Annotated in this window: 12 protein-coding genes and 1 pseudogene; 10 read left to right on the forward strand and 3 right to left on the reverse strand. The window is 66.2% G+C overall.

Annotated features, from left to right (window positions below; all coding sequences use genetic code 11):
• Positions 1–180 precede the first annotated feature (180 nt).
• Positions 181–1,038: a LysR family transcriptional regulator gene (locus SY91_RS19365; protein ID WP_023477326.1), complete on the reverse strand. Its 858-nt coding sequence runs from the start codon at positions 1,036–1,038 to the stop codon at positions 181–183.
• Between the two features lie 130 nt (positions 1,039–1,168).
• On the opposite strand from SY91_RS19365, the gene SY91_RS19370 reads away from it, so the two are divergent.
• Both SY91_RS19370 and SY91_RS35090 read left to right on the forward strand, forming a co-directional pair.
• Positions 1,169–1,747 carry a DUF4865 family protein gene (locus SY91_RS19370; RefSeq protein ID WP_012338297.1) on the forward strand — a complete coding sequence of 193 codons (579 nt, stop codon included), beginning with the start codon at positions 1,169–1,171 and terminating at the stop codon, positions 1,745–1,747.
• Positions 1,747–1,869, forward strand: a complete 123-nt coding sequence (locus SY91_RS35090; RefSeq protein WP_260632474.1) for a hypothetical protein — start codon at positions 1,747–1,749, stop codon at positions 1,867–1,869. Before SY91_RS19370 ends, SY91_RS35090 begins: the two co-directional genes overlap by 1 nt.
• 82 nt (positions 1,870–1,951) lie before the next feature.
• Here the strand turns inward: SY91_RS35090 and SY91_RS19375 are convergent, their stop codons facing one another.
• Positions 1,952–4,153 carry a glycoside hydrolase family 3 C-terminal domain-containing protein gene (locus SY91_RS19375; RefSeq protein ID WP_023477328.1) on the reverse strand — a complete coding sequence of 734 codons (2,202 nt, stop codon included), beginning with the start codon at positions 4,151–4,153 and terminating at the stop codon, positions 1,952–1,954.
• Positions 4,154–4,634: 481 nt separating this feature from the next.
• Positions 4,635–5,741 (reverse strand): polysaccharide biosynthesis/export family protein, encoded by a 1,107-nt coding sequence (locus SY91_RS19380; protein WP_023477330.1) that lies wholly within the window; start codon positions 5,739–5,741, stop codon positions 4,635–4,637.
• Between the two features lie 520 nt (positions 5,742–6,261).
• On the opposite strand from SY91_RS19380, the gene SY91_RS19385 reads away from it, so the two are divergent.
• The 8 genes and pseudogenes from SY91_RS19385 to SY91_RS19420 all read left to right on the forward strand — a co-directional run bounded on the left by SY91_RS19385 (position 6,262) and on the right by SY91_RS19420 (position 15,529).
• Positions 6,262–7,308, forward strand: coding sequence for a dehydrogenase (locus SY91_RS19385; RefSeq protein ID WP_027805847.1), 1,047 nt, complete (start codon positions 6,262–6,264; stop codon positions 7,306–7,308).
• Positions 7,305–7,886: an SIS domain-containing protein gene (locus SY91_RS19390; protein ID WP_023477332.1), complete on the forward strand. Its 582-nt coding sequence runs from the start codon at positions 7,305–7,307 to the stop codon at positions 7,884–7,886. The genes SY91_RS19385 and SY91_RS19390 overlap by 4 nt, the downstream gene beginning before the upstream one ends.
• Entirely contained in the window at positions 7,883–8,614 is a 732-nt protein-coding gene (locus SY91_RS19395) for a nucleotidyltransferase family protein (protein ID WP_023477333.1), read from the forward strand. The genes SY91_RS19390 and SY91_RS19395 overlap by 4 nt, the downstream gene beginning before the upstream one ends.
• Positions 8,604–9,176: a D-glycero-beta-D-manno-heptose 1,7-bisphosphate 7-phosphatase gene (gene gmhB / locus SY91_RS19400; protein WP_006479202.1), complete on the forward strand. Its 573-nt coding sequence runs from the start codon at positions 8,604–8,606 to the stop codon at positions 9,174–9,176. Before SY91_RS19395 ends, gmhB begins: the two co-directional genes overlap by 11 nt.
• A gap of 227 nt (positions 9,177–9,403) precedes the next feature.
• On the forward strand, positions 9,404–11,626 hold the full coding sequence (locus SY91_RS19405; protein ID WP_260632475.1) for a GNVR domain-containing protein: 2,223 nt from the start codon (positions 9,404–9,406) through the stop codon (positions 11,624–11,626).
• A gap of 42 nt (positions 11,627–11,668) precedes the next feature.
• A complete protein-coding gene (locus SY91_RS19410; protein WP_023477336.1) occupies positions 11,669–12,850 on the forward strand; it encodes a glycosyltransferase in 1,182 nt (393 codons plus the stop codon).
• A gap of 56 nt (positions 12,851–12,906) precedes the next feature.
• Positions 12,907–14,294: pseudogene (locus tag SY91_RS19415) on the forward strand (DUF6418 domain-containing protein).
• The gene (locus SY91_RS19420; protein WP_023477338.1) at positions 14,291–15,529 is read left to right on the forward strand and encodes a hypothetical protein; all 1,239 of its coding nucleotides are present in this window, start codon (positions 14,291–14,293) and stop codon (positions 15,527–15,529) included. Before SY91_RS19415 ends, SY91_RS19420 begins: the two are co-directional and overlap by 4 nt.
• Positions 15,530–15,610: the final 81 nt, after the last annotated feature.

The following is a 15,610-nucleotide window of genomic DNA, read 5'->3' on the forward strand; positions in this document are numbered from 1 at the left end:
CATGAGCGCGGGGCGAAGACGGAATTTTACCGTGGCGCAGGTCGAGGGTATCCAGTTTGGCCGGCGACCGCGGTCCGGATGGCGCGCATGGCTTGAATCGGGCACGGTACCTGCGCGCGACATGCGCTGCTTTCGTTCCTGCGCGTGGGTCAAGTCGATTCATCGATGCCGCGCACGGCATCAACGCACGCCGACCGACGACCGCAGCGCCGCGCCCAGCGTGCGCAGCGCCTGCCGGGCGTGCGCATCGGTCAGGTTCGAGTAGAGCACCACGTCGCGCGCCGGCAACGGCGGCAGCCCGTAGCGCATCCCCACGTCGACGGTGCCGGCGGGCGCCACGCGATGCCCGAGCGCCGCGACGGCCAGCCCCGCGGATACCGCCGCGCCGATCGTCGCCACGCCGCCGCCGACGAAGACTTCCATCCACGCGACACCGGCTTCGTCCAGCGCGTCGACCGCCATGCGGCGCACGCTGCACGGTTCGGCCTGCGTGGCGAGCCGCAGCGGTTGCGGCGGATGGTATTCGAAATCGGCCGCCGCCATCCAGCCGAACGACTCCGACAGAATGGTTTCGCCGTCGAGCCGCCGGCTGTCGTGCTGCAACGCGACGGCCGCATCGAGCCGGCCGCGATCGAACGCATCGAGCACGTCGCGTGACGCGGCGACGCGGATCTCCAGCACCAGCGCCGGCTCCGCTTCGCTCATCCGCCGCAGCAGCATCGGCAGATCGGCGCCGACGACATGGTGGCTGACGCCGATCACGAGCCGTCGCTGGGTCGTGCCGAAGGCGCCGAGCGCACCATGATGAGCGGCCACCAGTTCGCGCGCCGGTTCCAGGAACGCGGTGCCGTCGGCCGACAGGCGAACCTGCCGCGGCGTGCGTTCCAGCAGGCGGCGGCCGAGCCCGTCTTCCAGCCGCTTGATCTTCAGGCTCACCGCGGACTGCGTCGTGTCCAGCGCTTCCGCGGCCCGCGTGAAGCTCTTGAGGTCGGCGGTCAGCACGAAGGCCTGCACGGCTTCGATGTCGAGCGTTTTCATCCCACCCTCGTTCATTTCAGAATCGAATCATTGAAATATTCTGCCATCGTCTTTTCAAATGATTCAAGGTCTTCTACGCTGCGTTCATGCCGTCCGGAATGCCGTCCGTTTCTTTCGCCAGGAGTCGATCATGCTGACCGCGTACTACGTGCACCGCCTGCCGGCGGACTACGACCTCGACATCATCCGTAATCGCGTGCGCGAGCGTGGCCGGCTGTGGGACGACACGCCCGACCTGCTGTTCAAGGGATTCCTGCTGCGCGAGGCCGGCCGCCACGGCGCAACGGAAAACGGCTATGCGTCGTTCTACCTGTGGCGCAACGAACAGGCGTTCGCGCGGTTCGTGACGGACGGCCGCTATCGGGTCGTGACGGACAGCTTCGGTCGCGCGCCGATCGACACGCAGGTTGCGCTCGACGCGCGCAAGGGCAGTGCGTCGACGGGACGTTTCGCGCGTCTTGAAACGATCGAGATTCCGGCGGACGCCGATCTCGATGCGGCACTGGCGCGGGAGATCGCACGCAATCGCGAAGCGGCGGCTCGGCAGGGTGTGGTCGCGGCGGCCGTCAGTCTCGATCCGCTGCGTTGGCGCTTGACGCGTGCGCTCGTGACCGAACATGAGCCGGACGACGGCGGCGCGGGCACCGTGTACCAGGTCCTGCATCTGGCGAGGCCGTTGCTCGACACGCTGGACGCGGGTCGCGCGTGATGGCCGGCATCGCATCGCGATTGCCGGCCGGCGTGGTGATTGCCGCGCATCTGGCGGGTGTGGCGGCGGTCATCGTCACGATCGCGGCGCTCGTGACGGTGCTGGCGCTGCTGTTCAGGTAACGCGCTTCAGCACAGTGGTGGTGGGCGCGGGGGCGCCGCGCATGCGGTGCGCGGCGCCCCCGGTCGCTTCATCGCCGCTCGCTCAATGGCCTTGCAAGCGGATATCGCGCGACGACGCGCCGACGTACACGGTCCCGCCCGAGACGACCCGCCAGCCGTTGCGCGACGTATCCCAGACGCTCTGCATCCGTGGCGACACGGTCACGCGCACCCGCCGTGCCTCGCCCGGATTCAGCCGGATCTTTTCCCAGCCGACCAGCCGCTTCGGCGGCTCGTCCTTGTACGGCACGCCGAGATAGACCTGCGGCGTTTCCGCGCCGGCCACGCGCCCGTCGTTGCGTACGGTGAACGCGACGCTCAGCGAGCCGTCCCATTGCTTCGACACCGACAGACCCGAATACGCGAAGTGCGTATACGACAGGCCGTAGCCGAACTCGAACATCGGCTTGATGTTGCGCGCGTCATACCAGCGGTAGCCCATGTTCAGCTTTTCTGCGTACACCGGGTCGGTGTCGAACGCGCCGTTTTGCCCCCACGTCGGCGAGTCCTGATCGCGCGCCGGGAAAGTCACGGGCAGTTTGCCCGACGGATTGACCGCACCGAACAGCACGTTCGCGATCGCCTTGCCGCCGGCTTCGCCCGGATACCACGCCTCGACGATGGCCGACACGTTGTCCTTCCACGGCATCAGCACCGGATTGCCGCTCTGGACGACCACGACCGTATGTGGATTCGCGCGCGCGACGGCCTCGACGAGCGCATCCTGGTTCGACGGGTTCGCGAGGCTCAGGCTCTGCAGATCGCCGAAATCCTCGCCGGCCGGCTGCGCGACCACGACGATCGCGACGTCCGAGCGGCCCGCGAGCGCCGCGGCCTGGTCGATCTCCTGCTGCGTGTACGCGCGGAACGGCGACTGCTGGTCGCTGTTGCCCGCATACGTGACCTGCGCGGCCGGCGCCAGCGCTCGGATCGCCGCGACGATCGGCACGTCGACCTTGAGCCACGGATTGCGCCACCAGCTGCAGCCGGTCGACGATCCGAACGTCAGGCCGCCGCAGCCGGCGAACGAACCGGATACGGGGTCGCGCGTGTTGCCCGAGCCGCCGCCGGACAGCACGGCTGCATCCGCATGGCCGCCGATCACGGCGATCCGCGACAGTGCCGACGCGACCAGCGGCAACTGGTTGCCGTCGTTCTTCAGCAGAACGATCGATTGCTCGGAAGCCGCTTGCGCGAACCGGTTCCCGGCCGCGAAATCGATCGTGCCGCCGCCTTGGGCCGGATCGTCCATCACGCCCACGCGGATCATCACGGCGAGCTTGCGGCGCACCATGTCGTCGAGGCGCGCGGTCGACACCGAGCCGTTCGCGATCGCCTGCTTGACGGCCGCCGGCGTCAGGTACACGCTCGGCCCGACGTCTTCTTCCTCGTCGAGCCCGGCATTGATCGCGGCGGCGGTGCTGTGCGTGGCGCCCCAGTCGGACTGCACCTGGCCCTGGAAGCCCCATTCGTTTTTCAACACGTCGTTCAGCAGATGAGGGTTCTCGCATGCATAGGTGCCGTTCAGGCGGTTGTAGCTGCACATCACGCTACCGGGCCGCCCGCGTTTCGCGGCGATCTCGAACGGCAGCAGATACAGCTCGCGCAGCGTGCGTTCGTCGATCTGCGTATTGCCGCCCATCCGGCCGTGCTCCTGCTCGTTGCCCGCGTAGTGCTTGATCGTGGCGATGACTTTCTGCCGCTGCGTGGCGAGCGTGCGTTCGGCGAGCAGGTCGCCGGCGAGCAGCGGATCCTCGCCGAGATACTCGAACAGGCGGCCGCCGCGCGGCTCGCGTGCGAGGTTGGTGCCGCCGGCGAGGCCCATCCCGAATCCTTGCGCGCGCAACTGGATCGCGACCTGCTTGCCGTAGTCGTACGAAAGCCGCCGATCCCAGCTCGCGGCGACCGCGATCGTGGCCGGGAACGTCGTGCTGGCCTGCGACGTGCTGCCGGAGCCGGTCGCCGAATCGACCATGTTGAGATCGGGAATGCCGAGCCGCGGCACGCCCTGGATGTAGCCGGCGCCGCCGCCCGGCACCTTGGACATTTCGTATTGCGAATGAATGAATTGAAGCTTCTCGTCGAGCGTCATCTTGCGCACGAGCAGGTCGGCGCGCCGTTGCGCGGCGGCCGATGCGAACGCGTCGGTCGCGTCGCCCTGCGCATTGAAATCGGCGTCGCCGGCGTAGGCAGTGGTGCAGAGGGTCGCTGCCAGCACGACGGCCGGCCAGAGTTTGTCCCGCATGTTGCTCTCCTGATCGTATTGCCGGTTGTTCGAATGATGTCCGGAGCTGCGCACGTCCGGTGGATTCGCACCGGACGGATTCGGCTGGCGGTGCAGGGTGGTTGCGCGTCGGCATGCCAGGCCAGGCGGGGAATCGTTACGGCCGGTTGGGCTCGACCAGTCAATGCGGGCGGCGACGCAGCCCGTCCCGCACTGTCGAATCGGGTGTAGCGATTCTCTGCTGCGACCAATGGTATGAATGTAGTTTGACTACAGCATCGGTGTTTCTACCGATCCGTGTGATCTTTATTTCGTAGTCGCGCTGGGTGGGGTGGAAAGGCGGTCATCGTTCCCGACGAGGCGTGTTTGGTCGGGTAAGAAGTACCTGGGTGCAAGCGGTTTTGCATGGGAATGCGTCGGGCGGAGACCGGCTCGTTGCGTGCGCATCGAATGCGGGGAGGGCGCATCGGGCGAATCCGCTCCCCGCGTGCGGAAAGTGCGATTACTTCGTGACGAGTGCGCCCGTCAACCCCGCGCTGATCGCCGGCAGCAGCAGGTTCAGCACGCGGCTTGCGCGGACGAGCCCGGTGTTGTCGACATACACGACGTCCTTCGACGCGAGCGGGAACTGGTTCGCGAGCAGCATCGATACCGGCGACTGCATGTCGAGATGATAGATGACGGGCGCGCTATCGGCGGCCTTGCGCAGCACGAACACCTGTTTCGCATTCGACGTCTGCTGGTTGAGCTGGCCGGCCTGCGTGAGCGCTTCGCTGAGCGTGAGCGAGCCGTCGCGCAGCGGTGCGACGGCTTGCGGCCTGACCACTTCGCCCATCACGTACACGGGATTGTCGTCGCGCGCGCTCACATGCAGCATGTCGCCGGGTCTCAGCATGATGTCCGCCGGGTTTTTCCCCGTCTTCATCATCTGCGCGACGTTCAGCGGGTAGATCGTGCCGTTGCGGGTGATCGTGACGCGGCTCTGGTCCGCCGTCGGCGCAAAGCCGCCCGCGCGGCTGACGGCTTCGATCAGCGTCATCGGGATGTCGTTGATCGGCTGTGCGCCCGGATTGCGGACCTCGCCGTCGATATAGACCTGCGTGGCGCGAAACGACGCGACGCGAACCGTGACCTGCGGCTTGACGAACACCTTGGCGAGCTCGGCCCTGACCTCGTGCTGGAGCTGCGCGACGGTCTTTCCGACCGCATGGATCGGATGCGGCACATACGGAAACTGCACGTTGCCGTTGCTGTCGACGACGAAGCCGGGCGCGGCGTCCGCGGCCTTCGTGTTCTGCACCGGCTGCCCGGCGGCCGTCGCGAATTCCGGGTGATCCCACACCGTGATCTGCAGCACGTCGCCGGCACCAATCCGGTACATGTCGGACTTCGCGAACAGGTTCGGCGGAATGGACGTACCGGGTGCGCGTTTCTGCTCGGCCCGGATCTGTTCGATCTGCGTCAGGTCGATCTGCTTGACCGGAACCTGCATGTCGCTGGTGACGTCGCCGTTGTCGGCGGTCGTGACCGGCAACGCGGTCGAACTCATGTGCTGCCCTGGCACCGTGCATGCGGACAACGTCGCGATGGTCGCGAACGAGAATGCCATGGCCATGCGGCGCATGGCTGTGCGAGGGTGGCCCGGCGCCACGGAATCCAGCGGTTGAGCAATTTTCATTTTTTTATCCAGCATCGTTGAATCGATTGATACGTTATCCGGATCGAATCGAAAGCGCTTGTCGCACCCTCGATTCGTTCTGCACATCGTGACGACGCTCGCGGGCGGCGTTCAGGCGCACGGCAATCCGCGCGTCGTTCGCGGCGACGCTGCTTCCGGCATCGATTGTCAAACATTGCCAATGACGGAAGGAAGTCGTCATGCGGGGGCGGGGACGTGACGGCGATTTCGATGCCGGTTCGCACGTCGCCGTGCCGGTCGCGAACAGAGCGTAACGCAGGTTGGACGCTTCGATTGAGCGCTGGCGGCTTAATGTAAGCCATCGCACGCAGCGTGCCGGACATCTATCGCATAGTGGCGCCAACGAACATGGTCGTGCATTCCCGGCCGAATGTGCGGGAGCGCGAACGGCATCGTGCCGACGGCCGACTCACTGTCTGCGAGAGATTTCATGACACGCTTCATTGCCCGTTCGAGGGCGCCTTTGCGGTTGGGTCTGGGCGGCGGCGGAACCGACGTGCCGCCTTATTCGGACCGGTTCGGCGGTCTGGCGCTCAATGTGACGATCGAGAAATTTGCGTATGCGTCGATCGCGCCGCGCGACGACGCGAAGATCGAACTGGTGGCGGCGGATACGGATACGCGCTGGATCGGCCCGGTGTCGCCGGTGCTCGAAGTGCAGAACGGGCTCGGGCTGCATGTCGGCGTCTACAACCGGATCGTGCGGGATTTTCATGGCGGTCATCCGCTGGCCGTCACGATCACGACGTGTTCCGAGGCGCCGCCGGGGTCCGGGCTCGGCTCGTCGTCGACGATCGTCGTCGCGCTGGTCAGGGCGTTCTGCGAACTGCTGTCGTTGCCGCTCGGCGAATACGACATCGCGCATCTCGCGCACGACATCGAGCGAGAGGATCTCGGGCTTGCCGGCGGCAAGCAGGATCAATACGCGGCGACGTTCGGCGGGTTGAACTTCATGGAGTTTTATGGCGATCGCGTGATCGTCAATCCGCTGCGGATCAAGCAGGAAATCAAGGCCGAGATGGAGGCGTCGCTCGTGCTGTATTACACCGGCGTATCGCGCGAGTCGGCCAACATCATCAAGGAACAGAGCAGCAACGTGACGGAAGGCGTCGTCGATTCGCTCGCTGCGTTGCACGAAGTCAAGGACGAAGCCGTACGCATGAAAGAGGCCGTGCTGCGCGCCGATTTCGATGCGTTCGCCGCGTCGATGCGCGACGCGTGGGAATCGAAGAAACGGATGGCGAAGAACATCTCGAACTCGATGATCGACGACCTGTACCGGGTCGCGGTCCGGGCCGGTGCGAAGGCCGGCAAGGTGTCCGGCGCGGGCGGTGGCGGTTTCATGATGTTCTTCGTGGACCCGGTCGACCGGTCGACCGTGATGCGCGCGCTGGACGCATACAACGGAATCAACGGCCAGGTGCTCAACTGTACGTTCACCGACATCGGTGCGCAGTCGTGGAGAAAGAATCAATGACGATCGGGGCAGAGAGCGAAATTCGCCAGACGCTCGCGGTGCTGACGGCGCTCGTATCCGACCGTGAGCAACTGGCGCGGGTCGAGCAGGTGGCCGAACGCGTGACGGAAGCGCTGCGGACGGGCAACAAGGTCCTGCTCGCGGGCAACGGCGGCAGCGCGGCGGATGCGCAGCATATCGCCGGCGAATTCGTCAGCCGTTTCAACTTCGACCGACCCGGGCTCGCGGCGTTTGCGCTGACCGTGGACAGCTCGGTGATGACCGCGATCGGCAACGACTACGGTTACGAGAAGCTGTTCGAGCGCCAGATTCAGGCGACCGGACGCCCCGGCGACATCTTCTGGGCGTACTCGACGTCGGGGCGGTCGCCGAACATTCTCCGCGCGCTGGAAGTGGCGCGGACAGCCGGCATGTTTTCCGTCGGCTTCACCGGCAACGGACCCGGCGCCGCCGAGATGCGCAGGCGTGCCGACATCTGCATCGAGATTCCGTCCGCGTCGACGCCGAAGATCCAGGAGGGGCACCTCGTGTGCGGCCACATCATTTGCGGCATCGTCGAAGAGCGGATCTTTGCATGAGCGCGATGCTGCCCTGCCTGATCCTTGCCGGCGGACTCGGCACGCGGCTGCGCCCGGTGCTGGGCGACGCGCTGCCGAAGGCGCTCGCGTCGATCGGCGGCGAGCCGTTCCTGGCCTGGATGCTGCGCGGGCTCCAGCAGCAGGGCGTGACGGAGGTCGTGCTGTCGCTCGGTTACGGCAGCGACCCGATCAAGTCGTTCGTGACGTCGCGCGACTTCGGCATCGCGGTTTCCGTGATCGAGGAAGACGAGCCGCTCGGCACCGGCGGCGCGATCGTTCATGCGCTGAATGCTCACGGTGCGCGCGACATGATCGTGATGAACGGCGATACGTTGTCGAATCTGGATCTGCGCGCGTTGGCGGCATTCCATCACGCAATGCGCCCCGATCTTGTCGTGGCGGCGACGCGCGTCGACGATGCGTCGCGCTACGGTACGCTCGAATTCGATGCGACGTCGCGCCGGCTGTCGGCATTCCGCGAGAAGCGGCCGGCGCCGGGCTACATCAATGCAGGTACGTATGTCGTCAACGCGCGCAAGCTGCTCGGCTTCGCGCTGCCGGTGAAATTCTCGTTCGAGCAGGATTTCCTGGCCGAACGGGTCGACGCGCTCGACATCCGCGTATTCCCCGAGGTCACGGCGTTCATCGACATCGGCGTGCCGGCGGACTATCTGCGCGCGCAGACGGTGATTCCGTCGATGCTGGAGACCGGGACCAGTGAAGCCTAAAGCCCTGTTCCTGGATCGCGACGGCGTGATCAACGTCGACTACGGCTACGTGCACCGCCAGCAAGACTGCGTGTTCGTCGACGGCATCTTCGATCTCGTGCGGCTGGCCAATGCGACCGGGTATCAGGTGGTCGTCGTGACGAATCAGGCCGGGATCGGCCGCGGATATTTTTCGGAGTCGCAATTCGTCGCATTCATGGACTGGATGCGACGCAGGTTCGACGAGCGTGGCGCGAGAATCGACCGCGTCTATTTTTGCCCGCATCACCCGGTGGCCGGAATGGGCCGCTACCGGCAAGCATGCGCCTGCCGGAAGCCGCAGCCCGGCATGCTGCACGACGCGCGGCGCGATCTGGACCTCGACCTGTCCGCGTCGATCCTGGTCGGCGACAAGCCGTCCGATCTCGACGCCGGTGCGCGCGCGGGTGTCGGGCGTCGGTTCCTGTTCGTGGGCGACCGGCCCGGACATGCGCAAGCCGATCCGGCGGCCGAGGTGGTCGCGCGGCTGTCGGACGTCGGCGCGGCGCTGCAACGCACGGGAATCGCCGCGGCGGGCGTGTAGCGGGCGGCAGTATCGACGACGGCACGCCGGAATGAAACCAACGAGGACTCGACGACGGCTGGCCGGCCGTTGCGCCGGTCGGGAAGCGCGGGGCATCCAGGTTCCCGACGCAACGCGCTCCCGGGCGGCACTGAAGGGTTTCCAGCCGGATTTTCAAAGACATGAACGTGAATCACAACACGCGTAAAGCGGCGAAGCCAGCCGGATCTTCCATTCTGGAGTTCAGCATGAAGATGGACCGACCTGCATTGACCGGGCATCAGAACGAACCGAAACAGGCTGCCGGACATGCGACGCGGTTGTCGCCGATCGATTTGCTGGAGAACGTGCTCGACAACGGGCGCCTGTTTGCGGCCGTGTTCGCGGCGTGCCTGCTGCTGGCGATCGTCTATGCGATGGCGGCCACGCCCGTGTATTCGGCCGATACGCTGATCCAGATCGAGGAGAACAAGGCCAGCGCGCTGGGATCGCTGTCGTCGATCTCCAAGGCGCTCGATATCCAGAATTCGGCGGTGGTCGGCGAAATCGACATCGTCCGTTCGCGCTCGGTCGTCATGGAAGCGATGAACGCGACGGCCGCCCAGGCGGAGGTGTCGGTCGAGAACCGGTTTCCGATCGTCGGCGGGCTGATCGGGTCGTTCCTGCCGAAGGATGCGAACGGCCTCGTCGACGCGCCGTTCGGGATGTCGTCGTGGGCATGGGGCGGCGAGCGTCTGGAGTTCAATGCGTTCGAGGTGCCGGCCGCGCAGGTCGGCAAGGCGCTGACGTTCGATTATCTCGACGGCAATCGATTCCAGCTGACGGACCGCAGCGGCCAGGTGCTGCTGAGCGGGGTGGTCGGCGTGCCGAGCGCGAGCAATGGCTATCGCGTGGACGTGGCACGGATCGTCGCGCACCCGGGCGCGGAATTCCGGGTGCGACGCGTCGCCACCGACGTGCGTCTCGAAGCAATCCTGAAGAAACTCGGCGTGACCGAGACGAAGCGTCAGTCGGGCATCATGCAATTGAGCTTCGAGGATGCCGATCCCGTTTTTGCCGCGCGCATGCTCAATGCGATCGCCGCGGCCTACCTGAACTTCAACGCGAGACGCCGCGCCGACGATGCCGAGCGCACCCTCACGTTCCTCAACGCGCAGATGCCGATCGTCAAGGCCAGGCTGCAACAGGCCGAGCAGGCGCTGAACGCGTTCCGCAATCAGCAGGGTTCGATCGACGCGCAGGGCGATATCCGGCTGTTGGTCGAGCAACTGGCGTTCGTCGACAAGTCGCGGCTCGAAACGCGGCTCGAGTATCAGGATCTGCTGTCGAAATACGTGCCGGGGCAACCGCAGGTCGTTGCGGCGGCCAACAAGCTGAAGGAACTCGACAAGCAGGCCGCCGTGTTGAAGGACAAGGCCGCACGCCTGCCGTCGCAGCAGCAGACGTACTTGCGTCTCGCGCGTGACGTCGAGGTCAACAACCAGCTCTATGTCGGCTTGCTGAACAATGCGCAGCAGTTGCAGATCGCGGAAGCCGGCACGGTCGGCAACGCATCGGTCGTCGACAAGGCGGTCGTCAGCGACAAGCCGATCCGGCCGAAACGCCTGATGGCGATCCTGGCGGGCGCGGTGATCGGGCTGATGCTCGGGTTTCTCGCGGCGCAGGGCCGTGCACTGCTGGCCGGCCGCATTCGCGATCCGCATGAGCTGGAAGCGGCGCTCGGTATCCCGATGCTCGGCATTCTGCCGAATTCGCGCCGCCAGGCCGACGCGGATGCGCACGGAACGCCGGCGTTCTTCGCGACGCAGGCGCCGGCCGACGAGCCGCTCGCTGACGCGATGGACAGCCTGGCGCTGACGTTGCGGCACCGGCTGGCGGCCTATGGCGGCGACGCGAAGGTCGTGCTGGTGTCGTCCGCGGCGCCCGCGCAAGGCAAGTCGATGATTGCCGCCAATCTCGCGTACCTGTTCGCCGAGAGGGGGCTCAAGACGGTGATCGTGGATGCCAACCTGCGTGCGCCGGCGTTGCATCGCTATTTGCCGGTCACCGCGACGCAGGGGCTGTCCGACGTACTCAAGGGCACGCTGCCGGCCGACCAGGCGATTACCCGCGTGGCCGGGCAGCTCGATGCACTGCCCGCCGGAACCCAGCGCACGTCGGTGCGCAACCGGTTCGACATCGCGCGTCTCGACAAGCTGGTCGTGTCGCTGCGCAGCGGCTACGACATGGTCATCGTGGATGCGCCGGCCGCGCTGCCGGTGGCCGACATCGAGGCCTTGTCGCGGGTGGCCGACATGACGCTGCTGGTGGTGCGCCAGGGTTCGGCGAACTCGGCCGGCATGACGGACGCGCTCGACAACCTCGGCAAGATCGGGGTGCGCATCGACGGGCTGGTGTTCAACGGTTTCGAGCCGTCGCCGTTGCGCGGCGTTCGCCGGATGGGCGCCGGCTTCGCCGCGGCGCGCGCGTGATCGCACGGGGAACGCGATGCAACCGGGCGAGGAGCGCAACGCATGAGTGATTCGATGGCAGGCAATGACGGGCTGCGGCGCGAAGCGCCCGCGGTGCGGGTCGTGTGGTTTCTCGGGCCGCGGCCGGTGAGCTGGAACGGCGTCATGCGATACAGCCTCAAATGTATCGACTTCATCCCGGCATTGGCAGGATTCGACGTGGAGCCGGTCGACATTCCGGCCGAACCGCGTTCGTTGAGGCGCTACTGGACACAATTCGTGCTGTATCCGCTGCGTGCGATCGCGGCGGCGCGCGCGGGGCACTTCGTGATGCTGTACCAGGAGGACCTGGCCTTCATGATTCCGCTGATTCGCTGGGCGGGCGGCCGCGTCGGCATCGTGCTGCATCACGTGCAGCGTCCGGGGCAGGTGCGCGGCGTCGTCGAGCAGTTGAAGAATGCGTACATGCGGCTGACGCAATCGCTGATTGCGACCGCGGACGTGGTGCTCGCGCCGTCCGACGTGACCGCGCAGGAAGCGCTGGCCGATCTGCGCATTCGTGCCGACCGGATCCAGGTCGTGCCCAATGCATTCGACGACCGCTATGCGCCGATCGACGCCGAGGTGCGTGCACGGGCGCGCGCGATGCTGCTCGCGCGCTTCGGCATCGACACCGGTGAAGCGTGGGTCGTGCTGAACGTCGGCTCGGACGAAACGCGCAAGAACAATGCGACGCTGTTTCGCGCGCTCGCGTCGCTCGGACGCAAGGACGTGATGATGCTGCGGGTAGGGAGCGCGCAAAACCAGGCGAACCGCGAGGAATGCCGCGGCATCGCCGCCCAGGCGGGCATTTCCGCTCATTTCGTCGAGAACGTCGGCGACGAGGATCTCGGCTACTTTTTCCAGGCATCGGATCTGTACGTATCGCCGACGTTGCACGAAGGATTCGGTCGCACCGTAATCGAAGCGCAGTTCGTCGGCGTGCCGGTGGTCGCGACCGATTTGCCGGTGTACCGCTATACGATGGGCGACTCGTTCGTGGCCGTCGCCAATGCGATGGATGCCGCCGAATGGGGTCGACAGATCGAACGCGTCGCCGGCGACCCGTCGCTGCGCGCTGCGCTGGTGAGCGCCGGGCGGGCGAACGCACGGCGCTTTTCGTCCGGCGCGGTCAGCGCTCAACTGCACGATGCGCTGGAGCGAGCCGTGCACGACCGGCCGCGCGCCGGCCGGGCACCAGCGTGAAAGAGGCGCCGATGCGAACGATTCGGGCCGACGGCCGGACCGCGGCGCTCACGGGTATGGCCGTGTCGACGCTGCTCGTGCTTGCGTTGAGCGTCAATGCGATGCTGCCGGCGCTCGGCGAGATGGAGCCGAGCGCGACCTGCACATTGCTGGTGGCGGTCGCGGGGTTGATCGCGCTGATCGTCGCACGTCCGGTATTCGCCGTGTCGATCCTGTACACGCTCGTGATCGGCCTGACCGCATTCGTAGCCGGCGTGGGGATCGAATCCGGCGGTTTCCTGCGGGAAACGGACATCTTCGGTGTCGCGAACGGTGCGTTCAGCCGGCTGCTGTCGTTCTATGTCATTTTCGTCGCGTGCGCACTGTTCACGTTCGACCGGCTTCTGAACGCGCGCGCCGTCCACTCGCCGATCCGTGCGCGGATGACGCTTCAGCCGGTCAGCGTGGCGCTCGGGCTGGGGCTGGTCGGCGCGATCCTCGCGACGGGCGTGCTGGCCGGCCTGACCGGCGGCTTCGCGGTGCTGAGCGGCGTGAACCGCTACGCGCTGCGCAACGACGCGTCGAACAGCACGCTGTTCAACCTGTTCCTGAACAACCAGACGTTCGTCGCGGTGCTGCTCGGCACCTTCTGCACGAGTTCGAACCGGGTCTTGCGCTGGACGTCCGTGTGCCTGATCGTCGTCGATCTGGTGCTCGAGGCGTTGCATGGCGAACAGTTCATGGCCGTGCTGCACGTTTGCCTGACGATCCTGATCCCGTTCATCGCGATCCACGCGATGAACGGCAAGCCGGTCATGCGTTACCTGGGAATCGGCTCGGTCATCGCGCTCGTGATCGGCAGCGTGTCGGTGTTCTACGCATACCGGGGCAAGGGCTCGACATCGCGGAAACGGTGGTGTCGCGGTTTCTCGAGCAGGGGCAGGCGTGGTACGTGGTGGACGGCGACGCACACCTGTTCGGCGCGCCGACGTTCGGTGGCATGGCGGCATTCGGCCGCTTCATCGATTCGCTGGGCTCGTTCACCGAGCCGACGTTCTTCAGCGACGCGCCGGTGAGCGGGTTGCGCGACCTGATGCTGTCGTACGGCACGCCCGAGATCCTGAAGGCCTACGTGTTCGACGACGTGACGTTCACGATGGGCAACATGGCAGTGCCGGTCTACTGGTTCGGCTATGCGGGCGGCGCGCTCTTCATTGCGCTGACGGGCGCGATCTACGGCGTGGCGAGCGCGATGCTGATCCTGGTCGCGATGCGCGGCGGGGTCGTGATGCTGTGGCTCGCCACGAAGATCTTTGCCTACGCGACCTATGCGATGCAGCAGGGTGATTACTGGACGCTGTTCGGTGCGCGCACGCTGTTCTACCTGGCGATCGCGCTGATCTGGTGGCATTGCATCGACGCGCGGCGCATGCACGCCGATGCGATGCGGACGGGGACATCTTGAACGCGTTCATCAGGCTCCTGTTTTCGTCGTTCGCGGGCGTGGTGTGCGAAAAGATCATCGGGGCGCTCGCGGCGATCGCAAGCAATCACCTGTTCGCGAACATCTACGGCGCGCGGCTGTTCGGCGAGCTGCAGTTCGCGTTGTCGCTGGCCTACGTGATCGGCAGCGTCGCGCTGATTTTCGGCGCACAGGTGATCCAGCCGATCCTCGGCAAGCACCCGCGTCTGCGGCACATGGTCGTCTACCGCGCATTCCGCCTGCGGCTCACGCTCACGCTGGCCGTCATGCTGCTGTTCATGGGGATCGTGGTGATCGTCATGCGGCCGTCGAGCGTATCCGAGCTCACGTTGATCGCGGCCTTCGCGTTGATCGTGGAGCCGATCGCGCTCGGTTCGCTGATGGCCTATGCCGAATCGAAACCATGGGTGATCACGCGGGCGAGGGCGTACGCCAGCTGTGTGCGCGTGCTGTGGCTGTACATCGCGGCACACGCGTCGCTGGGCGTGATCGTCGCCGCGTTCGCGTGGCCGCTCGAAGCCTGCGTGGCGGCCGCGGCACCGTTCAGCCGCTATCGGGAACTGGCGTTGAAGTCGCCGAAATCGTTTCGCGGCAGCGCGGCCGTCACGAAAGCGCTGGTCGTGCGCGGGCTGCGGATCTGGCCGGCCATCGCGGCCAGCGTGCTGGTACTGCGCATGGACCGGCTGCTGCTCGGCGTGCTGGTGTCCAAGGCCGATCTCGGCATCTATGCGTCGGCGGCGTCGCTGGTCGAACAATGGAATTCGGTCGGCACGACGCTGGCGCTGGCATTGGCGCCCAGCATGGTCTTTTCGGCGCGGACCGAACCGCTCGTGCGCGCCAAGGCGTTGAAGCTCGGCCTGTATCTCGGCCTCGTCGGCTGTATCGCGTGGGTCGGCAGCTACTTCGTCGGCCGCAAGGTGTTCCTGATGATCTACGGGCCCGCGTTCGTGCAGGGCGTGCCGATCATGATCTACGCGACCGGCTGCGCGATCGCCACGTTCGTCGATGCGGGGCTGAGCACGTGGCTCCTGGCCGTGCGCCGCTACCGGCTCATCATGATCAAGCAGGTGCTGATCGTCGCGGCGATCGTCGCCGCGCCGTTCGTCATGCCGCGCGCGCTGGTGATGTATGCGCCGTCGACGGGCATTGCGGTATCGCTTGTCGTGTTCTGGTGCGTGGTGCTCGGCAATCTCGCGTTCAACCGGGAGCGGCCATGAGCGGGTGCGCGGGCGGTCGTTCGCCGTGCCGGCAACGGGCCGCGCGCGTGCGCCGGCATGCGCCGGCGGGGCAAGGAATCG

Origin of the sequence: Burkholderia cenocepacia, from assembly GCF_014211915.1 — a bacterium.
Classification (GTDB): Bacteria; Pseudomonadota; Gammaproteobacteria; order Burkholderiales; family Burkholderiaceae; genus Burkholderia; species Burkholderia orbicola.

Bases quoted from the DNA above. Each gene is read 5' to 3' on its own strand.
- SY91_RS19365 (WP_023477326.1), bottom strand. From the start codon at position 1,038: ATGAAAACGCTCGACATCGAAGCCGTGCAGGCCTTCGTGCTGACCGCC.
- SY91_RS19370 (WP_012338297.1), top strand. From the start codon at position 1,169: ATGCTGACCGCGTACTACGTGCACCGCCTGCCGGCGGACTACGACCTC.
- SY91_RS35090 (WP_260632474.1), top strand. From the start codon at position 1,747: ATGGCCGGCATCGCATCGCGATTGCCGGCCGGCGTGGTGATTGCCGCG.
- SY91_RS19375 (WP_023477328.1), bottom strand. From the start codon at position 4,153: ATGCGGGACAAACTCTGGCCGGCCGTCGTGCTGGCAGCGACCCTCTGC.
- SY91_RS19380 (WP_023477330.1), bottom strand. From the start codon at position 5,741: ATGGCATTCTCGTTCGCGACCATCGCGACGTTGTCCGCATGCACGGTG.
- SY91_RS19385 (WP_027805847.1), top strand. From the start codon at position 6,262: ATGACACGCTTCATTGCCCGTTCGAGGGCGCCTTTGCGGTTGGGTCTG.
- SY91_RS19390 (WP_023477332.1), top strand. From the start codon at position 7,305: ATGACGATCGGGGCAGAGAGCGAAATTCGCCAGACGCTCGCGGTGCTG.
- SY91_RS19395 (WP_023477333.1), top strand. From the start codon at position 7,883: ATGAGCGCGATGCTGCCCTGCCTGATCCTTGCCGGCGGACTCGGCACG.
- SY91_RS19405 (WP_260632475.1), top strand. From the start codon at position 9,404: ATGAAGATGGACCGACCTGCATTGACCGGGCATCAGAACGAACCGAAA.
- SY91_RS19410 (WP_023477336.1), top strand. From the start codon at position 11,669: ATGAGTGATTCGATGGCAGGCAATGACGGGCTGCGGCGCGAAGCGCCC.